A 19,518-nucleotide genomic window follows, 5' to 3' on the forward strand; every position below is an offset into this window, starting at 1 on the left:
GGGAGAGAAATTATGAGTTTCGATCGTCCCTTCTTCTTTAATAGCATTCGGTCCCTGTTTGGCAGTCTCAGCCAGGCTCAAGTCAGCGGAATGTCGGCGGTGCTGGATCAGTGGGAGATCCGGATGCCCAATGCCGACCAGCGCTGGCTGGGTTACATGTTTGCGACGACTTTTCATGAGACCGCCAGACAGATGGTGCCTGTTCGCGAGGCCTACTGGCTGTCGGAACAGTGGCGAAAGACGCATCTGAGCTACTACCCATATTATGGGCGTGGCTACGTTCAACTGACCCATCAGACCAACTACAAGAAGGCCGGAGACTTTGTCGGGGCGAACCTTGTTCAGTCTCCGGACCTCGCCTTGAGACCTGACTATGCCGCGGCGGCGATGTTTGTCGGCATGGTGCAGGGTTGGTTCCGAGGCGACGCGCACGGCCCGCACACGCTGACGCGCTACTTCAACCCCCATACGAATGACCCGATCGGGGCGCGCAAGATCATCAACGGCTATGAGCCCGGCGTTGCCGAGGCAATAGCAGGATACCACAGCCGCTTCCTCTCGGCGCTGCGGCCGGCGGGTGCGGTTCCACTGGCGGTGACGATGGGGGCAATGTCATTTGATGGTCCTGTTGGCGACGGATTGGCGATGACCGAATCCGTGATGGCGCCGAGCGTCGGGCAGGACATTGGCTTCGACACGATCGCGCAGACGCGGCACGCAGGGATGAGCGAGGCGATTCAGTCTCCCGGGACTGTCTCTCCAGAAAACCCGGCGATGCCCATTCTTTCGATGACCACGGACATCATCACGGCCTATGTGGAATCGAACTCGATCGACGCCGCGCTACTTCCGGAACTGATCGCGGATGTTTACGCCGCGCTTGCAAATGCCGACAGGATCGTGGAGCGCGGCCGTGGGATGCAGGAAGCGGAGCCTGTCGTTGCCGAAAGGGAGCTCTCCGCCGGCCCGAAAAAAAGACCTGGGAAGCCGTCGCCCAAGGTTGTGGAAGCGTCACCGCAATAGGCTGCAAGGCCGGGGGGCTGGTTTCCCAAAAAGGGAAGCCGCGCGGTCTAAGTCAGCCCGATGGCAACGCCGCCAGCACTCGTCAACCCGAGGTAGGTGGTCTTCGGCCGCGCCGTTGTGGCGCCGCTTCGCTCTGCCAGCCAGCCAGCTCGGGCAGGTGGTCAAGCCAACTTTTCTCGGTCATTGAAGCAGCGCCGGTCTGAAGGTCTGCCTCGGTGGCGTTTTGAATGAGCCAATCCATCCACTTGCGATAGGCAGCAGGATCCAGTTGGGGCGGCAGAACCTTGGCCTTGGCCAGCATGCGTTTGCGGAAACTGGTTTGTCTGCGGAGCTTGGTCGTCGTGAATTTGATGACCTTGCCCTGGTGTTCAACCGTCCAGCGGTCATTCCCATGGCTGGTGAGCCTGTCGATGGTAAAACCGGCATCGACCGGCCTATCCCGCCAGGGAAGCTCGATGGCATTCTTTCTCAGATCAAGAGCCCATCGCCTGTAGTCGGCCCCGGCACGCTGCGGCGGCAGCACACCGGCCTGTTCGAGCATCCTTCTGCGGAAGGTAGGCTGCTTCTTCAACTGGCCGGTTGTGAACTCGACGCGATGCCCACGAAACTCGACATGCCAACGGATCCTTCCGTTGCCGACATACTTTACCAGCCTGTCGATGACGAATTCGCGATCGGCAGGCATCACGCAGCCTTGGCGGATGCTCTCGCGAATGAATTCGGTATCAGTGACCACTACGCCGCCTCGTGCAGGAAACTTCTACGCAACCTTAGCCATTGGACCGCGCCAGCAGCCACCGATCTTTTTGCCTTGCAAATCTCGCTGCCTCAAGCCGCTCAAAGTGAAGCGCCGTGCCCGTTCTCGGGGGCGGGAAGCTTGATTCAGGTGCCGCGCATCACCCTGCCGCGCTTGCCGTCGGCTGCCTCGGGGCCTTCCATCCTGACACGAATGTGCGAACCGTCGTGTTAACGTCTGATGGTGTCATGCCATCGATCGGATGGCCATCGGAGCAATGGGAGAGTTCGCCACGTCCAGGATCAACCGCCGCGCCCTGCTTTTCCATTCCGGCAGCGCAGTCGTCGCCTCGACGGTTGCGGCAACCGCACGCGACACGGAGTCGCCGGGCCGAGACCAGGAACCGTCCGATAGACTGGGAGAACTGATTGAGGCGCACAGGACGGCATATGCGGCGTTCGGCAAGGCGCTGCACGACATAGGCGGCGGCGACTCCGGCAGGGCAGGCCGGGAGGAGGAGAGGGCGCTGCTCGCCATCTGCGGCCATGCCGCGGTCGAGGAAGGCGATCGCCTGGCCAAGGCCCGGTATCTTTTGGAGATCGAGGCGCGCGGCGAACTCGACCTCCCGGAGCATATGCAGGCCGTTCTTCGATCGACGATGTGGAAGGGATGAGGCGACCGGCGTGCGACCGCGACAATGGCGTGGCGCTGATATGCGCGGTGGTTGTGGACTGCATGTTCATGTTGCGGCGGCAGCCTCGCCGCGCGACGCGAACCTTTTTGCAGCCTGCCCTACGCCGGCTTGGCGTATTGCTCGGCGCTCATGACCTCGATGCAGACAAAGCGTTCGTTGCCTTCCACCCAGGCGTCGTGACCGGGCGGGATCGTGTAGGACGTACCCTTCGTGAAGGTTTTCTGAGTTCCGTCATTCATCCTGACGGTGATGGTTCCGGAAACGACGTAGCCGACATGCGATACCTGACAGCTATCCGTCTTGACGACCGGCTTCACGCATTCGGACCATTTCCATCCCGGCTCCATATTGAGCCGTCCAAGCGTAAAGCCCGGAAGCCGTACCACCTCGACGCGTGTCTTGGCGGGCGAGCGAACCTCATCCGGGTTGTCGTGAGATTTGGATTCAAGTTTGGTGACATTCATTCCACCATCGGCCATGGCATCCTCCCATACGCGACGCGGACCCAAAAGCGGGCACCTTCAATTATATTAGAAAATGCTTTTATAAGCAAAGGCTCGGCCACAGCCCGCGCTCATCACCTGAATGGGTGACTGCGGACATTAGATTCTGGCGCGTGCCGTCATTGGTCGTGAACATCAGTTAGCGCAAGTCCCTTGGAATTGATCCAGAAGTTCGCCGGAGATTCTCCAACAAACTATGCTCGCGCCCTGCGATAGCTGTAACCCACTGAAGGTTGCGCAGCGAGATTGCCATTAGCGTGCTCCTAGCCGTCTTCGAATCGCTGACCGTTCACAACGCCTCGTCGGGCAAAGTGGACCCGGCCCATCAATGTGAAATAGAGGGCAGACCTCGGTATTGAGCCCGCAATTTCTTGGAAAAGCGAATTGCCTCCGGGATCGACGCCAGGACGACAACGTGCCCGCCAGTATTGGTCTCCGCCAGATCGAGGTCGCGATCGCTTTTTTGCGGACTCGCGTAACCTAAACGGTCCTCCGAGCGAACTTGGATAGAGCGAGCCATCACTGGCCTCGTCTGGCGAAGGCCAGTTTCACTCAGTGGAGAAACAGATGTCCAACCGCATGATCTCAGCCGTCGTTTCCGCAGCGTTCGCAACCGCGGTCGTCTCGCTCGCGCCTGCTTATGCCGCCATGAGCACGAGCAAGGCCGACATGGAAAAGATGATGAAGGAAACCCAGGCCAAGAACCAGGCCAAGATGAAAACCGGCAAGTTCGAGAAATGCTACGGCGTGGCGGTGAAGGGCCACAACGACTGCTACGCCGGCGCCGGCACGACCTGCGCGGGCACCAGCATGATCGACTACCAGGGCAATGCCTGGAAGCTCGTCGCCAAGGGTAGCTGCACCACAATCTCGACCCCGAGCGGCCACGGCAGCCTCAAGCCCCTCAAGGCCTAAACGTCGGTGGTGATGGGCGGTATTCCCGGCTGCCCATCACAAACCTACCGACCTCTCTGGACAGGCGCCACCATGAACATGCACTCTCTTCAAAACTTTCGCGCGGCGACTATCCCCGCCAGAGCGGGCGTCGGGCTCAAGCCTGAGCATTACCGGATCATCCTGGAGTCAGCTCCCGATCTCGGTTTCTTTGAGGTCCATGCGGAGAACTATATGGGTGCGGGTGGCCCGCCGCACCGCTATCTCACTGCCATTCGGGAGCGCTACCCGCTGTCGCTCCATGGCGTCGGCCTGTCGATCGGCGGCGATCGTCCTCTTGATCGTGATCATCTGGTCCGGCTCAAGGCGCTGATCACCCGATATGAACCCGGTCTCTTTTCCGAGCATCTGGCCTGGTCGACTCATGACGCGGGGTTCATGGATGACCTTCTGCCAGTGCCTTATACGAGGGAGACCCTTGCGCGGGTCTGCCAGCATATCGACGAGGTCCAAGAGTTTCTCGGGCGGCAGATGCTGCTTGAGAATCCTTCGACCTACCTGGCCTTTGTCGAAAGCACCTACGACGAGGTCGACTTCATGGCCGAAATTGCGAAACGCACGGACTGCGGACTGCTGCTCGATGTCAACAACGTGCATATCGCCTGCACCAATCAGCAGTGGGATCCTATCGACTACATCGACCGCTTCCCACTTACCCGCGTGCAGGAGATTCACCTGGCGGGTTACACCCAGGAAACCGACGATAGGGATCGCCCACTCCTTATCGATACCCATGACCGCCCCGTCAGTCAGAGAGTTTGGGCGCTGTATTCCAAGTCAGTGACCCGGACAGGGGCTCTCCCGACCCTGATCGAATGGGACGCCAATGTCCCGTCGTGGAGCGAGTTGAAGTCGGAAGCCGATCGTGCCGAGACTATTCTTCGCGACAAGGGCAGCAAGGGACCGCGCCATGCTGTCGCTTGACGAACGGTTGAGGAGCTTTGGCGCTGCTTTGCTCGATCCGGGCCAGTTGGTCCCTCCGGGACTCGTCGGGCCTGACGGCGAGCCCAGCCCTAAGCGCTTTGCGGTCTACCGCAACAATGTGGTCGTCGGACTGACGGAGGCGCTTCGCGCCGCCTACCCTGCGGTCGTTCGGATTGTCGGCGATGAGTTCTTCGATGCCATAGCGGGCATTTTCCTTCGCCGCTCGCCGCCCGCGACCCCGGTCCTCTTGGAATACGGCGCGGGCTTTCCGGAGTTCCTGCGCGGCTTTCCCCCAGCCGCGACTGTGCCTTATCTCAGCGACGTGGCGTGCATCGAACGGTCCTTCACGGAGGCCTTCCACGGGACGGACGCGACCTCGCTCGAGCCGGCGGCTTTCAACGCGATTCCACAGCATGTCGCACCTTTGATGAGCTTTTCGCTCCATCCGACGCTGAGACTGGTGCGCTCGACCTTCCCGGCCTTGACGATCTGGCAGATGAACCAGCCTGGCTGCAGTCCGGCACCGGTGAACCTCGACGTGGCCGAGGATGTCATGCTGGTGAGACCAGACGCCGACGTGGAAATCCGCGCAATGCCGCCCGGTGCATTTGAGTTCGTAAGCGCCCTTGCCGAAGGCCGCTGCCTGGCGGAGGCCGCCAAGACGGGGTTTCGTGCCGATGAGCGGTTCGACCTGGCGGGCAATATTCAAGATTTGATTGCCATCGGTGCGCTCACCGGTTGGCACCTTCCTGAGGGGACAAGCGATGTTGCCAGCTAGAAACGCGAACCCCGGCCTGCTCGACGGCCTGATCGCGGCTGTGCGGGCGGGGCTGAGCGGCTTGGCCGGCATTGCCGCCTTGGTGGCACCGATCGCTCTGCGAATTGCCCTCGCGATGCCGTTCCTGATGTCGGGCATGACCAAGTGGGACGGCTTCCTGCAACTGGCGCCGACCGCTTCGTACCTCTTCGAGGATGAATTCAAGCTGCACATTTTCGGCCAGCTCTACGACATGCCGGCGCCCGACCTGATGGCGCTCCTGGATGGCATCGCAGAGATCGTACTGCCGATTTTGCTCATCGTCGGCCTGGCGACGCGCCTCAGCGCTTTGGCTCTCCTAGTGATGACCGGCGTCATCCAGCTCGTCGTGCCCGAGGGATGGGCCAACTTCCATTTGCCTTGGGCAGCCTTGGCGATCGCAATTGTTGCGGTCGGACCCGGGCCGGCCTCGCTGGACCGCCTGCTCGACGGCCTTGCTGGCCTAGCATCGGATGGAAAGGCGTGAGGAAAGCACCATTCCGATGACACATGCGACGCGCAAAACGCAACCAAAGCTCCGGCTCGTGTCGGACGAAGAGGGCGGTCCAGCCGCCGTTCGTCCGAAGGCGGCGCACATGCGACGGACAATTCCCGACGTCGAATGGTCCATCCTGATGACGCGGGCCCAGGAGGGCGATTCACAGTCCTACGAACGGCTGCTGCGTGAGATCACTCCCTACCTCCGATCCTATGTGGCCCGATGGTACACTCCGCCGTCCGATCGCGAGGACGTCGTGCAGGACATCCTGCTGACGCTCCACTCCATCCGTCACACTTTCGACCCGACGCGCCCGTTCGGGCCGTGGCTTCATGCGATCGCCAATCGACGTGTTGTCGATCGGTCGCGCCGAGGGACGCGCATCCGGACGCGTGAAACGCAGCTTCCGGACGGCTACGAAGAATGGTGGGCAAGCCCCGACACCGCAACGGACAGCGATTCGATAGGCCTGGACCGCGCCGTCACGAACCTTCCGCCCATCCAGCAGACGGCGATCCGGCTTCTGAAGTTGGAAGGCCTATCGCTGAAGGAGGCGGCAGCGGCTACAGGCATTTCAATTGGTTCGCTCAAAGTGGCCACGCACCGCGCCATTGCAAGCCTGCGCAGGGCAATCCTCAAGGGAGACGACAGTCGTGAGAACCGATGATCTCATTGCCGGTTTGGCAAGCGACGTAAAGCCCGTCAAACGGCTTCGGCCGCCGGTAAACCGTGCGGCAATCTGGCTTCTGCTCGCCGCGATGGTCCTGTTTCTGCTGGTCATCAGCCAAGGCATCCGTTTCGACCTGGCACAGTGTCTGCGCGAGCCTTCCTTCGTGATCGGAATGACGGCTTCGCTCGCAACCGGAATCCTCTCGGCGATCGCCGCCTTCGCGCTGAGCTTGCCGGATCGCTCGCGGCTGTGGCTGTTGTTGCCGATTCCGGCCCTCAGCCTTTGGCTGTCGAACATCGGCTATCAATGCCTCACGCAATGGGTGAGCATCGGTCCGCAAGGCGTGACCTTCGGCGAAACCGCCCGGTGTTTCGCCACGATCGTTCTGACGAGCCTGCCGCTGTCTCTCGCTATGCTGGTCATGCTGCGCCATTCGGCGTTGCTGCGACCGCGCATCGTGACGGTCATGGGCAGCCTGTCCATCGCGGCCATCACGGCCACGGCACTGTCCTTGATCCACCCGATCGATGCGACCGTCATGATCCTGATCATGAACGTCGGCATGGCCGCGATGCTCGTCTTTTTGGGCGGTGTCTTTGCGCGCACGATGTTTGGCTGGGTGGCGCCGCGATCCCCGACCCTCAACTGATCCGACTCTTGGAGAATAGCCATGAACTGACGCCAATTTGCCACCTTTGCTGTCGCGACGTCTCTGATAGCCGCAATCTCGGCGCTCCCGGCCGTAGCTGCGAACAGGCAACACTTCTCCGGGGAGGCCTTTTCCGCAGCCCAGAAACGGAACGCGCGCATCCTGGTCGATATCTCGGCGAATTGGTGCCCGACCTGCCGGGCACAAGAAAGAGCCGATCGTCAATGCCTTGATGGATGAAGCCGGAAACCAAAATGTGGTCATCTTCGATGTCGACTTCGATACGCAAAAAGAGGTCGTCCGCTATTTCAACGCGCGCACGCAAAGCACTCTGATCGCCTTCCGCGGGCCGAACGAAACGGGCCGCTCGGTTGGAGATACCGCCCCCCAGTCGATCGCGAGCCTTGTCCAGTCGACTCATTGAGCGCCGTCGTCCCATGTCGTTAACGAGCGTGTTCGTTGGCTTTGTCGCTGGAGTGCTTTCGATCTTGTCGCCATGCGTTCTCCCTCTCTTGCCACTGGTGCTGGGCGCTGCGGTATCGGAACACAGATGGGGTCCAGCGGCGTTGGCTGCGGGCCTGGCTCTTTCCTTCGTCGCGATTGGCCTGTTCGTCGCAACGACTGGATTTGCCCTCGGTCTCGACACCAACGTCTTCCGCGGCGTCGCGGCGGTGCTTCTGGTGGCTACCGGCGTTGTGCTCGTCGTCCCGGCCCTTCAGACCCGGTTCGCCTCTGCCGGCGGGCCGGTGAGCAATTGGGCTGATCGCCGCCTATCCGGCTTCAGCGCCAGCGGGCTCGGGGGCCAGTTCGGCTTGGGCCTATCGCTCGGTGCCATATGGAGCCCGTGCGTAGGGCCGACTTTGGGCGCAGCCTCGGTGCTCGCCTCCCAAGGAAGGGACTTGTTCCAGGTCTCGGCCGACATGGTGGCGTTCGGGCTCGGCGCTGCGCTACCGCTGCTCATGCTCGGGCGGTTCTCGCGCGAATTGCTGGCAAGAAGGCGAGATCAAATGCTGAAGGCTGGAAGAAGCGGCAAGATGGCCCCCGGTGGCCTGGTGCTCATCACCGGACTGTTCGTTCTGACCGGCGCGGACAAGCGGATCGAGACATATTTGGTTGACCGCTCTCCGCAATGGTTGCTTGAGTTGTCCTCGCGAATTTGATGACATGGCCAGCCTGCCAAGCAGCCAAGCCCCCGGCGTCGGCCTGCCATCAAGTCACCACGTCGGCCCTTGGAGGTTAAAGGTCCGCCATCATTTCCCCCCACCGCAAGCGAAGCTACTGCTCGGTCCGCAAAGGGGCCCTAAACGGTTCTACAATTGGGAATTGGCTGGGGAACCTGGATTCGAACCAGGACTAACGGAGTCAGAGTCCGTGGGTCTACCGTTAACCTATTCCCCAGCAGGCGCGGTCACGAACCGCGCGGGCCGAACGGCTGAGCCGCTTGAGCGCTGCCTTGTAGCCGCCGGCGGAAAATAGTCAAGCCTGCTTTGTGGTTCAATCGCCACGTTTTGTCTGCCGGGTGCAGACTCGTTGCCTCGCGGCGCTCCACGCGCGAACATGAAATCCAATCCGCGCCTCAGCTCTCCGTCCGGCTGAACTGCGAACGCTCGAAGAACAGCACGATACCCAAGCCCAGAAACAGCGGGATGATGAGATAAAACAGCCGGAACACCAGCAGCGCCGCCAGCACGCCGACCGGCTCCATGTCCGAAAGCCCGGCCAGGAACACCACCTCGAACACGCCCAGCCCACCCGGCGCGTGCGAGATCTGGGCGACCGAGAAGGAGACCAGGAAGACGCCGAGCACGACGAAATAGCCGGGATTGTGGGCCTCGGGCAGGGCGAAGAAGATGATGGCGGCCGCTGCAAGCAATTCAATCGGGCCGATCAGCAATTGCCTGGCGACGATCGGCAGCGCCGGGTAGTGCAACTGGAAGCTGGCGATCTTAAGCGGGCGCAGATGCAGCCAACTGCCGAAGACGTAGGCGGCGACGACCAGCAGCATGGCGATACCAGCCGCTTCCGACAGGCCGTGATGGGCGATGCCCGAAAAGCGGTCGATGATCTGGGGCTCGAACACCAGCACGAGGCCGGAGGCGAGTATCGTCGACAGCACGAAGGTGATCCAGCAGATCGCCACCAGCACGCCGACATCCTGGCCGGTCAGGCCCCTCGTGCCATAGGCGCGGTAGCGGATGACGGCGCCGGAGAACACCGAGCCGCCGATATTGTGCGACAGCGCGTAGGTGGTGAAGGAGCACAGCGTCACGAACAGCCACGACACCCGCTTGCCGATATGCAGCAGCGCGATGTGGTCATAGCCGGCGAGAGCGGCATAGGCGATGACCGAACTCAACGCTGCCAGGATCCAGCCGCGGGTTGGAATGGCGGCGAGCCCGTCCCAGACATCGTCGAGCGAAATGCCGCGCAGTTCGTGCCAGAGCAGCAGCAGCGAGAAGATCACCGCGGCGATGCCGACGACCGGCCAGAAATAACGTCTCCAGTTCATTGCCTGACTGCCATGCGCTGCGTGTCCGCTTCCTTTTCGCCTGATTGTGGGAAGCCGGTTGCCCGGCGACCTCCGTACATTTCAGAAATGCCTCATTGAAGCCGGCTATTCAACCGCGAACACTTGTCGCGCCGCAGCCGGCAAAGATCCGTCCGCAGGAAAGATGGCGCGAAGGCGCCGGCGTATGGTGATAGCTTTGACAGGAGATTGTCTTCGCCGGCATCGCGTGCCAACCCAGCCTTGCTGGAACATTTCGCGGCGGGGCGAAAGGCGGTTGGCGTCCAGCCGGCAAAATTCGGCGTACGGCTCTTGGTGATCGGGCACGGCGCTGTTAGTCTGGCGGCAACTTGAAACATGCCAAAGCGCCAGCTGCGTCCGTCACCGGTTCGCGCGGCGCCGGAAGGAACGACAGTGGAAGACCGCGACACCGGCGCAGGCGCGTCGGAGGTGGGCGCGTCCAGCGCTTCCCCAGGGCCATCGGGCTCGGGGACAGCCGGTTGGCAGCAACGCCGCCCGACGGAGCCGCGCTCCGCCGACGGGCAGGCGGGCGACGCGACCCATCACCAGAAGGGCAAACCCAAGAAGCGGCGCAAGCGAAGGCGCGGGCGCAAGGTTTTTGCGCGCGACGAAGCGCAGGACAATCGATCGCCGGTGCCAGGCAAGGCGGCTGCTTCGGCCGTTGAGCCGAAGCAGCCGCCGGCCGGCCCGGTGATCTCGCCCGTTCTCCAGATGCCGCGCCACGAGCAGGGCACCCGCCGGCAGCCGGCGCACGAGCTTCCCGTATTCGCCGCCCTCGACCTCGGCACCAACAATTGCCGGCTGCTGGTCGCCGTTCCCACGCGGCATGGCCAGTTTCGCGTCATCGACGCCTTTTCGCGCATCGTCAGGCTGGGTGAGGGGCTCACCGCCAATGGCCGGCTCGGCAAGCCGGCGATGGACCGCGCTGTCGAGGCGCTGAAGGTCTGCGGCGACAAATTGCGCGGCCGCAAGATCAGGAAGGCCAGACTGATCGCCACGGAAGCTTGCCGCTCGGCCGAGAACGGCGTCGAGTTTCTTGAACGCGTCGAGCGCGAGGCCGGGTTGAAGCTCGAGATCATCGACCGCCAGACCGAAGCACGGTTGGCGGTTTCCGGCTGCGGCTCGCTGGTCGAGCGTGACACGCAGGGCGTCGTCCTGTTCGATATCGGCGGCGGCTCCTCCGAAATCGCGCTGATCGACCTCACCGGCCGCCGTTCCCCACGACTCGCCAACCACATCGTCTCGTGGACGTCGCTGCCGGTCGGCGTCGTCTCCTTGGCGGAGCGCTTTGGCGGCCGCACCGTGACGCGTGAAATCTTCACCGCCATGGTCGACGACGTTGCCGGCCGGCTGGCCTCCTTCGATGGCCGCGACCGGCTGAGCCACCTCAAGGCCAGCCCGAACTTCCATTTGCTCGGCACCTCCGGCACGGTCACGACGCTGGCCGGCGTTCACCTCGATCTGGAACGTTACGACCGGCGTCGGGTCGACGGATTGTGGATGGACCGCGACAGCGTCGACCGCATGGTGGAGAGGCTGGTGGGCTGGGATTTCCAGCAACGCTGCGCCAACCCTTGCATCGGTGCGGATCGCGCCGACCTGGTGCTGGCCGGGTGTGCCATCCTGGAAGCGATACGCGCCGTCTGGCCTTCGGAGCGGCTGCGCGTCGCCGACCGTGGCCTGCGCGAAGGTATATTGAGCGAGCTGATGGCCGATGACGGCGTCTGGCGCAACGATGGGCGTGGTGGCCGGCAATGACCAAGAAACCGGAAAACCCAGGGTCCGCCGGCATTCGTGTGCTGAAGACGCGGATCAAGAAAAAGAGCGGCCTGAAGGAATCGTCGCGCCGCTGGCTGCAGCGCCACATCAACGATCCCTATGTCCAGCGGTCGAAGGCCGACGGCTACCGCTCGCGTGCCGCCTACAAGCTGATCGAAATCGACGACAAGCATCATCTCCTGAAGCCCGGCATGAAGGTGATTGATCTCGGCGCTGCCCCCGGCGGCTGGTGCCAGGTGGCGGCCGCGCGCACGAAATCGACGGCGGAAAATCCGCATGTCGTCGGCATCGACTATCTGGAGATGGATGCCGTGCCCGGCGCGCCGGTGCTGTTGATGGATTTTCTCGATCCGGATGCACCGCGCAAGCTGTCCGAGGCACTGGGCGGCGATCCCGATGTCGTGCTGTCCGACATGGCCGCGCCCACCACCGGCCACAAGCGGACCGACCACATCCGCACCATGCATCTGTGCGAGGTGGCAGCCGATTTCGCGCTGTCCGTGCTGAAGCCGGGCGGGCATTTCCTGGCCAAGACCTTCCAGGGCGGCGCCGAAAACGAGCTGCTTTCGATGCTGAAGAAGAACTTCCGCTCCGTCCATCACGTCAAGCCCCCGGCCTCTCGCGATGAATCGGTCGAACTTTATCTGCTGGCCAAGGATTTCAAGGGGCGAGAGTCCGGTCCGCCATCAGGCGGATCGGAACGTCCAGCGGACGTTCCGAAGGGAATGGGCGCCCGGAGCCACAGCGAAGGGCCGGGAGACGCTGAAGCCTAGGCGGCTCACTCCCCCGGCGATCTCGCAGGTTCCAGCGTCTTGGGCGTTGTCAGCCGGCCATGGCCGGAGACGGCGTTGCCCGCATCGGGCGCCAGCCGCATGAACGACAGCGACGCCGCCGCGGATACGGCCGCCACGATGAAGAAGGCGATATGGAAATCGCCCAGCGTCAGCGGGCCGCCATGGATCGAGGTCGAGACCTCCAGGATGCCGCCGGCTAGCGCCACGCCGAGCGCGATCGACAACTGCTGGAACACCGCCGTGATGGGCGTTGCCTTGCTGGTGTCCTCGGCCGACACCTCGGCATAGGAAAGCGCGTTGACGCCGGTGAAGAACATCGAGCGGATGAAGCCGCCGACCAGCAATATGGCCAGCATCAGCACGTAAGGTGTTTCGGGGGTGAAGAGGCCGTAGATGGCGATCGATGCGGCGGCGACCAGCGAGCCGACGATCAGCACGCGCCGGAAGCCGGCAACGCGAAAAATCAGCGCGGTGACGAATTTCATGCCGATGGCGCCGATCGCCGAGACGAAGGTGATCATGCCGGATTGGAACGGCGTCAGCCCGAAGCCGATCTGGAACATCAGCGGCAGCAGGAATGGCACCGCCCCGATGCCGATGCGGAACAGCGAGCCGCCAAGCACCGACGAGCGGAACACCTGGTTGCGGAACAGTTCGAGTGCCAGCAGCGGATTCCTGGCGTGGCGCGCGTGCATCAGGTAAAGCGCGCCCGACAGCAGCCCGACGGCCACGGTGATGAAGCCGGTCGCCGGCGGCAGATAGGGCAGGCTGACCACCGACAGGCCGAACACCACACCGGATGCCGCCACCCCGCTCAGCACGAAGCCGACGAAATCGAGCGGCGGTGTTTCCATCGATTCGGTTTCCGGCAGGAAGCGTGTGGCCAGCCAGATGCCGATCAGGCCGATCGGCACGTTGATCAGGAATATCCAGTGCCAGGTGAAATAGGTGGTGATGAAGCCGCCGATCGGCGGGCCGACCAGCGGTCCGACCAGGGCGGGAACGGTCAGCCAGGACATGGCGGCGACCAGGTCGCTCTTGGGTGTGGCCCGCACCAGCACCAGGCGCCCGACCGGCGTCATCATGGCGCCGCCGATGCCTTGCAGGAACCGCGATACCACGAAGGCCGGTAGAGAACCTGACAGGGCGCAGGCGACCGAACCGACGATAAACACCGCGATCGCGGCGCGAAAAATATTCTTGGCACCGAAACGGTCGGCCATCCAGCCGCTGATCGGAATGAAGATGGCCAGCGACACCAGATAGGCAGTCAATGCCAGCTTGAGCGCGATAGGGCTGGTATGGATGTCTATGGCGATCGCCGGCAGCGATGTCGCGATGACGGTCGAATCCATGTTCTCCATGAAAAGTGCGACCGCCAGGATGAGCGGGATGGTGCGATTCACGAGCGTGACCGTTTCGAACTTTGTTTCCGGCCGGGAGGGAGCCGGTGCAGGGGCGCGGTTATCACGGCTGGACACCAATGTCGTGTTAATTTGCTGTCACTTTTGTGCGACTGCAACCAGCGGTGGCGCCAAATCAAGCGATAACGCCGTTGTGCGATGCAACGATCGGCTTTTCATCCGCGCCGCGACGTGTTACCAGCCAGCGCCAATCCTGAAAGGGAAGAACGAGTCGGCGCTGTCCATCCCGGTCCAGCGCTTTTTCCGCATTCTAAAGGGCTGGCCATGGCAAAAATCATCGAAACGTCCACCGGCGCACTGGCGCTGACCTTTGACGACGTGCTTTTGCAGCCGGGTCATTCCGAGGTCATGCCGGGCGAAACCGATGTCCGGACCCGCATTGCCGGCGACATCGACCTCAACGTGCCGATCCTCTCCGCCGCGATGGATACCGTCACCGAGGCGCGTCTTGCCATCGCCATGGCCCAGGCCGGCGGCATCGGCGTTATCCATCGCAATTTCTCGCCGGCCGAACAGGCCGAACAGGTGCGGCAGGTGAAGAAATTCGAATCCGGCATGGTGGTCAACCCGGTCACCATCGGCCCCGACGCGACGCTGGCCGACGCGCTGTCCCTGATGCGCACCTATTCGATCTCGGGCATTCCGGTGGTCGAGAATGGCGGCACGGGCGGCCACAAGACCGGCCGGCTGGTCGGCATCCTGACCAATCGCGACGTGCGCTTCGCCTCCGATCCAGCGCAGAAGGTCTACGAATTGATGACCCGTGAAAACCTGATCACGGTCAAGGAGAATGTCGACCAGGACGAGGCCAAGCGGCTCCTGCATCAGCACCGGATCGAAAAACTCGTCGTCGTCGACAAGAAGGGCAACTGCGTTGGCCTGATCACCGTCAAGGACATCGAGAAGTCGCAGCTCAACCCGCACGCCACCAAGGATGCGCAGGGGCGCCTGCGTGCGGCCGCCGCCACCAGCGTCGGCGACGACGGCTTCGAGCGTGCCGAGCGCCTGATCGAGGCCGGCGTCGACCTTTTGGTCATCGACACCGCGCATGGCCACTCGCAGCGCGTGCTGGATGCGGTGACGCGTGCCAAGAAGCTTTCCAATTCGGTTCGCATCCTGGCCGGCAACGTCGCGACCGCTGAAGGCACGCAGGCGCTGATCGACGCCGGCGCCGACGCCGTCAAGGTCGGCATCGGCCCGGGCTCCATCTGCACCACCCGCATCGTTGCCGGCGTCGGCGTGCCGCAGCTTTCAGCCATCATGTCAGCCGTCGAGACGGCGCACAAATCAGGTGTGTCGGTGATTGCCGATGGCGGCATCAAATATTCCGGCGACCTTGCCAAGGCGCTCGCCGCGGGCGCCAGCGCCGCCATGATCGGTTCGCTGCTGGCCGGTACGGACGAAAGCCCGGGCGAGGTCTATCTGCACCAGGGCCGCTCCTTCAAGGCCTATCGCGGCATGGGTTCGGTCGGCGCCATGGCGCGCGGCTCGGCAGATCGCTACTTCCAGGCCGAGGTCCGCGACACGCTGAAACTGGTGCCGGAAGGCATTGAAGGTCAGGTCCCTTACAAAGGACCTGTGTCTGGCGTGCTGCACCAGCTTGCAGGCGGGCTAAAAGCCGCTATGGGTTATGTTGGTGGCCGCGACCTTGCCGATTTCCGCGAGCGCGCCACCTTTGTGCGCATATCCAACGCCGGACTTCGTGAAAGCCACGCCCATGACGTCACGATTACCCGCGAAAGCCCGAACTATCCCGGCGGAGCCTGAGCAATACGGGCTCGGGCGAAGCCTGACCGCGACGATCCTGCGGCTGTCTCGCCACGCGGCAGCGCTTTGTTTCCTGTCGGCGTCGGTTTTCATGGCCATGACGCTGCTGGAATTCTTCTATTTCCGTCAATTGAGCGGCGGCCTGCCGTCGCTCGACATGCGCTATTTCGGCTTCACGCCCGACGAAGGCATGGCCTGGCTGACGGCGCTTGGCCGCCGCGGCGGCGAGATCATCCTCGTCTGGCACTACCTCACCTTTGATCTCTTGTTCCCGGCGCTGTTGTCGCTGACCCTGGTGAGCCTGATCCTGGCCTCCGGCCGGCGCCTGAAGAATTTCCGCGTGCTGCCCCCGCAGGCGCAGTCGATCTTCGCGCTGGTGCTGGTGCTGCCCTATACGCTTGCCGACTATGCGCAGAATATCGCCGTGGCGCGCCTTCTGTCCGATTTCCTGTCGGCCAACCCGGATTCGCTGTCTTTCGCCTCGTCGCTGATCGTCGCCAAATTCGCCCTTCTTGCCATCCCGGTGGTCGTCATCGCCGCTTTCTGGCTGATTGGCCAGAGACCCCTGCCTTGATGCTGGACAGGGCAGGGGAAACATCATGAACCAGACCGCGATTTTCTGGCCGGTACTGGCGCAGGTGTTGCTGATCTATATCGTCTACGCCGTGTTGGGTCGTCGCAGATATGGTGCAATCAGGTCAGGCGAGGCCAAGGTTGGTCAATACAAGGTCCGCTCGACCGAGCCGGCCTCCAGCGTCACCGTTGCCGCCAATCTCAGCAACCAGTTCGAACTGCCGGTGCTTTTCTATGTGTTGTGCCTGACGCTGCATGTGACCAATGGCGTCAACTATCTGACCTTGGCACTGATGTGGATTTTTGTCGCCTCGCGCTGCTTCCACGCCTGGGTTCACCTGACCAGCAACAATCTGCTGCTGCGCAGCCGCTCTTTCTCTTTTGGAGCCGTGATCATCCTGTTGGGCTGGATCTGGCTCGCCCTGCATCTGCTGGGCGTGGTTTAGGCCGCGCACCGGCCCTCGGGGTCGAAAAGTCAGGCAGGTGGCTTTCGTGGCCCGCGGCCCGTTCCCACCTTGCGAAGAAGGTCGCACCGCAAAGCGGAGCGGGGCGAGGGCAGGCGCTATAAATCGAACACCGCGATCTTGCGTTTGTCGAACTTGATGCCGATCTCGCCACGCACCAGCTTCAGCGCCTGTTCGCCGAACACGGCACGCCGCCATCCCTGCAGCGCCGGCACATCGGCGTCCTCGCCCTCGGCCGCGATGCGGTCGATGTCGTCGCTGGATGCCAATACTTTCGAGGCCACGCCCTGCTTCTCGGCAACGATCCTGAGCAGTACTTTCAACAGTTCCGCCGCGGCATTTGAGCCTTCCGGCGGCTGAAAATTCTTCGGCAGTTTCGGCATCTGCTCCTTGGGCAAGGCCAGCGCTGCGTTGACCGCCCCAAGCAGGGCCGTCGCCGTCGAGGAGCGCTCCCAGCCCTTGGGTGTTGTGCGCAGCTTGGCAAGCGCCGCCGCGTCACGCGGCGCCTGCTGCGCCACCTCGTAGATCGCGTCGTCCTTGAGCACGCGGCCGCGCGGCACGTCGCGTTCCCTGGCCTCGCGCTCGCGCCATGCCGCCACGGCCTGCACGATCGCCAGTTCCTGCGGCTTGCGCAGCCGCATCTTCAGCCGCTTCCAGGCGTCTTCGGGATGCGGATCGTAGGTCTCGCGCGAGGTCAGCACACCCATTTCTTCGTTCAACCAGTGGGCACGGTTTTCCCGTGCCAATTCGGCGCTCAGGTGCTGGTAGACCTCGATCAGATGGGTGACGTCGGCCAGCGCGTAATCGAGCTGCTTGTCGGACAGCGGCCGGTGGCGCCAGTCGGTGAAGCGCGAAGATTTGTCGAGCCGCGCACCGGTGATGCGCTGCACGAGCTGGTCGTAGGAAACGCTGTCGCCAAAGCCGCAGACCATCGCCGCGATCTGTGTATCGAACACAGGATGCGGCACCAGATCCCCGAGATGGACGATGATTTCGATGTCCTGCCGGGCGGCATGGAAGACCTTGACCACCGCCTCGTTGGCCATCAGCCTGAAGAAGGGTGCCAGGTCGATGTCTGGCGACAGCGGATCGATCAGCGCCGTCACGCCCGGGGCCGCCATCTGGATCAGGCACAGGATTGGCCAGAAGGTCGTTTCGCGGATGAATTCGGTGTCGACGGTGACGAAATCCGACTTTTCGAAAGCGGCGAGAACGGTCTCGAGTTCTTTCTGGGTGGTGATGACGTGCATCAAATCGCTTTTGGCAGGAGTAAGGTCTTCCTAGATTTCAGCCGGAAAGGCTTTCGTCAAGCTTTGGCGCCTCCATCATGAGCCTCCCGGGTCGTCTGAATCACCATTCCGTCTGGCCAGACGCGCGAAAATGGTGGAGGTGCGCAACAGAGCGGTGAATCGGCTGCGTTTGCCCAAAGGCACGCCGGACCGGGCCTGCATGCGGTAGAGGATGACGGCGATGAAGATCGCATAGACGATGGCGCTGAACACGAACAGCGCGCTCGGCCCGAAATACTGCATCGCCGTGGAGGCTGCGTAAGGGCCGCCGATGGCGCCGAAGGAGTAGAACAGCATCAGCGCCGCATTGATCAGCACGAACTCGCCCGTGTCGGCGCGGTCATTGGAATGCGCCGCCGACAGCGAATAGAGCGGCATGGCGAAACAGCCGAAGATGAAGACGATGACGAAGTTGAGCAGCGGATTGCTGCCGGCGATGAACACCAGCGCCAATGCTGAGAGCATCGCGCAGCAGGTCGTTATCAACAGCACCCGGCGCCGGTCCCAGCGGTCGGACAGGTAGCCCAGCGGGTACTGGATGATGGCGCCGCCGAAGATGCCGACGCTGACGAAGGTGACGACATCGGCGACCGACATGCCGATCTGCTCGGCATAGACCGGCGACAAGGTGCGAAAGGCGCTGTTGGTGACGCCGACGGCAATGCAGCCGAAACAGCCCAGCGGCGAAATGCGCCAGACGCGCCCCAGGTCGAGCTTGACCTCCTCCGGCGGCGTCGGGTTGGAGCGGTCGCCGAGCGACACCGGCACCAGCGACAGCGTGATCATGATCGACATGATGGCGAAGATGGTGAAGCCGCCGGCGCCGAAGATCGGAATCAGGAACTGGGCGCCGGTTACGGAACCGGTGTCGACCATCCGGTAGATCGCCAGCACGCGTGCGCGGTCGTGATTGCTGACGCCGGAATTCAGCCAGCTTTCAACGATGGTGAACAAACCGGCGAAACAGAAGCCGCCGGCAAAGCGCACCGCGCACCACATCACCGGATCGAGGACCAGCACCAGCAGCAGTGTGCCGACCGATGCGATCGCGGCCAACGCCGAAAACGCCCTGATATGGCCGACCGCCTTCATGATGCGGGTGATGGCCAGGCAGCCGAGCAGGAAGCCGGCGAAATAGAATGTGCCCATCAGGCCGATGTCGGAAGCGGAAAACCCCTCCTGCGCGCCGCGCAGCGCGATCAGCGTGCTCTGCAGCCCATTGCCGCCAAGCAGGATGCCTGCGGCGAGAAGAAGCGGGATCAGCGGGCGGATGGAGGACATGAAAGGCGATCACGTATCGGTGATCCCTTCTTGAACCATTGCCTCCATCAATGCCAGCGGCAATTCCAGGCCAGCATCGGTAGCCGCCCGCTGCATTCGATGGCGAACCATGGCGAAATCGGCCCAGACTGGGCCTTCATTCAATCCGCTTCAAACCCCGCGTCGCCACTAT

General features: G+C 62.7%; 23 protein-coding genes and 1 tRNA gene. 17 read left to right on the forward strand and 7 right to left on the reverse strand.

The features are described 5' to 3' along the window. Positions 1-12: 12 nt before the first annotated feature. On the forward strand, positions 13-1,023 hold the full coding sequence (locus AC07SZ_RS03185; protein ID WP_494913199.1) for a glycoside hydrolase family 19 protein: 1,011 nt from the start codon (positions 13-15) through the stop codon (positions 1,021-1,023). 82 nt (positions 1,024-1,105) lie between these two features. Here the strand turns inward: AC07SZ_RS03185 and AC07SZ_RS03190 are convergent, their stop codons facing one another. Next, a complete protein-coding gene (locus tag AC07SZ_RS03190; protein ID WP_494913201.1) occupies positions 1,106-1,759 on the reverse strand; it encodes a hypothetical protein in 654 nt (217 codons plus the stop codon). 262 nt (positions 1,760-2,021) lie between these two features. On the opposite strand from AC07SZ_RS03190, the gene AC07SZ_RS03195 reads away from it, so the two are divergent. Continuing rightward, complete coding sequence (locus tag AC07SZ_RS03195) at positions 2,022-2,432, forward strand: hypothetical protein (RefSeq protein ID WP_494913203.1); 411 nt, start codon at positions 2,022-2,024, stop codon at positions 2,430-2,432. Positions 2,433-2,551: 119 nt separating this feature from the next. Here AC07SZ_RS03195 and AC07SZ_RS03200 read toward each other — a convergent pair whose 3' ends face one another. Next, the gene (locus tag AC07SZ_RS03200) at positions 2,552-2,932 is read right to left on the reverse strand and encodes a cupin domain-containing protein (protein ID WP_056562697.1); all 381 of its coding nucleotides are present in this window, start codon (positions 2,930-2,932) and stop codon (positions 2,552-2,554) included. Between the two features lie 591 nt (positions 2,933-3,523). Between AC07SZ_RS03200 and AC07SZ_RS03205 the strand changes: the two genes are divergently transcribed. The 9 genes from AC07SZ_RS03205 (at position 3,524) to AC07SZ_RS03245 (ending at position 8,608) form a co-directional block, all read left to right on the forward strand. Further along, a complete protein-coding gene (locus tag AC07SZ_RS03205; RefSeq protein ID WP_056565450.1) occupies positions 3,524-3,871 on the forward strand; it encodes a BufA1 family periplasmic bufferin-type metallophore in 348 nt (115 codons plus the stop codon). Between the two features lie 78 nt (positions 3,872-3,949). Further along, the gene (gene bufB / locus AC07SZ_RS03210) at positions 3,950-4,834 is read left to right on the forward strand and encodes an MNIO family bufferin maturase (protein ID WP_171883363.1); all 885 of its coding nucleotides are present in this window, start codon (positions 3,950-3,952) and stop codon (positions 4,832-4,834) included. After that, positions 4,821-5,612: an HvfC/BufC N-terminal domain-containing protein gene (locus tag AC07SZ_RS03215; RefSeq protein ID WP_056562691.1), complete on the forward strand. Its 792-nt coding sequence runs from the start codon at positions 4,821-4,823 to the stop codon at positions 5,610-5,612. Before bufB ends, AC07SZ_RS03215 begins: the two co-directional genes overlap by 14 nt. Further along, complete coding sequence (locus tag AC07SZ_RS03220) at positions 5,599-6,117, forward strand: DoxX family protein (RefSeq protein WP_494913204.1); 519 nt, start codon at positions 5,599-5,601, stop codon at positions 6,115-6,117. Before AC07SZ_RS03215 ends, AC07SZ_RS03220 begins: the two co-directional genes overlap by 14 nt. 16 nt (positions 6,118-6,133) lie before the next feature. Continuing rightward, positions 6,134-6,796, forward strand: coding sequence for a sigma-70 family RNA polymerase sigma factor (locus AC07SZ_RS03225; RefSeq protein ID WP_494913206.1), 663 nt, complete (start codon positions 6,134-6,136; stop codon positions 6,794-6,796). Continuing rightward, positions 6,783-7,448: an NrsF family protein gene (locus AC07SZ_RS03230; protein ID WP_196772374.1), complete on the forward strand. Its 666-nt coding sequence runs from the start codon at positions 6,783-6,785 to the stop codon at positions 7,446-7,448. Before AC07SZ_RS03225 ends, AC07SZ_RS03230 begins: the two co-directional genes overlap by 14 nt. A 162-nt stretch (positions 7,449-7,610) precedes the next feature. Continuing rightward, positions 7,611-7,688: a hypothetical protein gene (locus AC07SZ_RS03235; protein WP_494913630.1), complete on the forward strand. Its 78-nt coding sequence runs from the start codon at positions 7,611-7,613 to the stop codon at positions 7,686-7,688. Then, complete coding sequence (locus tag AC07SZ_RS03240; protein WP_494913208.1) at positions 7,681-7,872, forward strand: thioredoxin domain-containing protein; 192 nt, start codon at positions 7,681-7,683, stop codon at positions 7,870-7,872. Before AC07SZ_RS03235 ends, AC07SZ_RS03240 begins: the two co-directional genes overlap by 8 nt. A gap of 13 nt (positions 7,873-7,885) precedes the next feature. Then, positions 7,886-8,608 (forward strand): cytochrome c biogenesis CcdA family protein, encoded by a 723-nt coding sequence (locus AC07SZ_RS03245; RefSeq protein WP_494913209.1) that lies wholly within the window; start codon positions 7,886-7,888, stop codon positions 8,606-8,608. Positions 8,609-8,772: 164 nt separating this feature from the next. Here the strand turns inward: AC07SZ_RS03245 and AC07SZ_RS03250 are convergent. Further along, positions 8,773-8,846 (reverse strand) — tRNA-Gln (locus AC07SZ_RS03250). A 178-nt stretch (positions 8,847-9,024) separates the two neighbouring features. Further along, complete coding sequence (locus AC07SZ_RS03255; protein WP_056562614.1) at positions 9,025-9,957, reverse strand: lysylphosphatidylglycerol synthase domain-containing protein; 933 nt, start codon at positions 9,955-9,957, stop codon at positions 9,025-9,027. Between the two features lie 354 nt (positions 9,958-10,311). Here AC07SZ_RS03255 and AC07SZ_RS03260 point away from each other — a divergent pair, with 354 nt between their 5' ends. Together AC07SZ_RS03260 and AC07SZ_RS03265 are read left to right on the forward strand one after the other, a co-directional pair. Continuing rightward, entirely contained in the window at positions 10,312-11,733 is a 1,422-nt protein-coding gene (locus tag AC07SZ_RS03260; protein ID WP_244493879.1) for a Ppx/GppA phosphatase family protein, read from the forward strand. After that, positions 11,730-12,527: an RlmE family RNA methyltransferase gene (locus AC07SZ_RS03265; protein ID WP_172374028.1), complete on the forward strand. Its 798-nt coding sequence runs from the start codon at positions 11,730-11,732 to the stop codon at positions 12,525-12,527. The genes AC07SZ_RS03260 and AC07SZ_RS03265 overlap by 4 nt, the downstream gene beginning before the upstream one ends. Before the next feature lie 5 nt (positions 12,528-12,532). Here the strand turns inward: AC07SZ_RS03265 and AC07SZ_RS03270 are convergent, their stop codons facing one another. Further along, positions 12,533-13,954, reverse strand: a complete 1,422-nt coding sequence (locus AC07SZ_RS03270; protein ID WP_172374027.1) for an MFS transporter — start codon at positions 13,952-13,954, stop codon at positions 12,533-12,535. Between AC07SZ_RS03270 and AC07SZ_RS03275 the strand changes: the two genes are divergently transcribed. From AC07SZ_RS03275 to AC07SZ_RS03290, 4 genes are read left to right on the forward strand one after another with little or no spacing between them, the layout of a single operon-like run. Continuing rightward, on the forward strand, positions 13,887-14,279 hold the full coding sequence (locus tag AC07SZ_RS03275) for a hypothetical protein (protein WP_494913648.1): 393 nt from the start codon (positions 13,887-13,889) through the stop codon (positions 14,277-14,279). The genes AC07SZ_RS03270 and AC07SZ_RS03275 overlap by 68 nt on opposite strands. Continuing rightward, the gene (gene guaB, locus AC07SZ_RS03280) at positions 14,237-15,739 is read left to right on the forward strand and encodes an IMP dehydrogenase (RefSeq protein ID WP_056562604.1); all 1,503 of its coding nucleotides are present in this window, start codon (positions 14,237-14,239) and stop codon (positions 15,737-15,739) included. The genes AC07SZ_RS03275 and guaB overlap by 43 nt, the downstream gene beginning before the upstream one ends. Continuing rightward, positions 15,690-16,313: a hypothetical protein gene (locus AC07SZ_RS03285; protein ID WP_056562601.1), complete on the forward strand. Its 624-nt coding sequence runs from the start codon at positions 15,690-15,692 to the stop codon at positions 16,311-16,313. The genes guaB and AC07SZ_RS03285 overlap by 50 nt, the downstream gene beginning before the upstream one ends. Positions 16,314-16,338: 25 nt before the next feature. Next, complete coding sequence (locus tag AC07SZ_RS03290) at positions 16,339-16,758, forward strand: MAPEG family protein (protein WP_056562596.1); 420 nt, start codon at positions 16,339-16,341, stop codon at positions 16,756-16,758. 116 nt (positions 16,759-16,874) lie between these two features. On the opposite strand, the gene rnd is transcribed toward AC07SZ_RS03290, so the two are convergent. Beyond that, positions 16,875-18,026 (reverse strand): ribonuclease D, encoded by a 1,152-nt coding sequence (rnd, locus tag AC07SZ_RS03295; RefSeq protein WP_494913213.1) that lies wholly within the window; start codon positions 18,024-18,026, stop codon positions 16,875-16,877. A 75-nt stretch (positions 18,027-18,101) separates the two neighbouring features. Continuing rightward, positions 18,102-19,346, reverse strand: coding sequence for an MFS transporter (locus tag AC07SZ_RS03300; protein ID WP_056562590.1), 1,245 nt, complete (start codon positions 19,344-19,346; stop codon positions 18,102-18,104). Positions 19,347-19,518: the final 172 nt, after the last annotated feature.

The sequence above is a fragment of the Mesorhizobium sp. GW821-FHT07A06 genome (genome assembly GCF_059419085.1).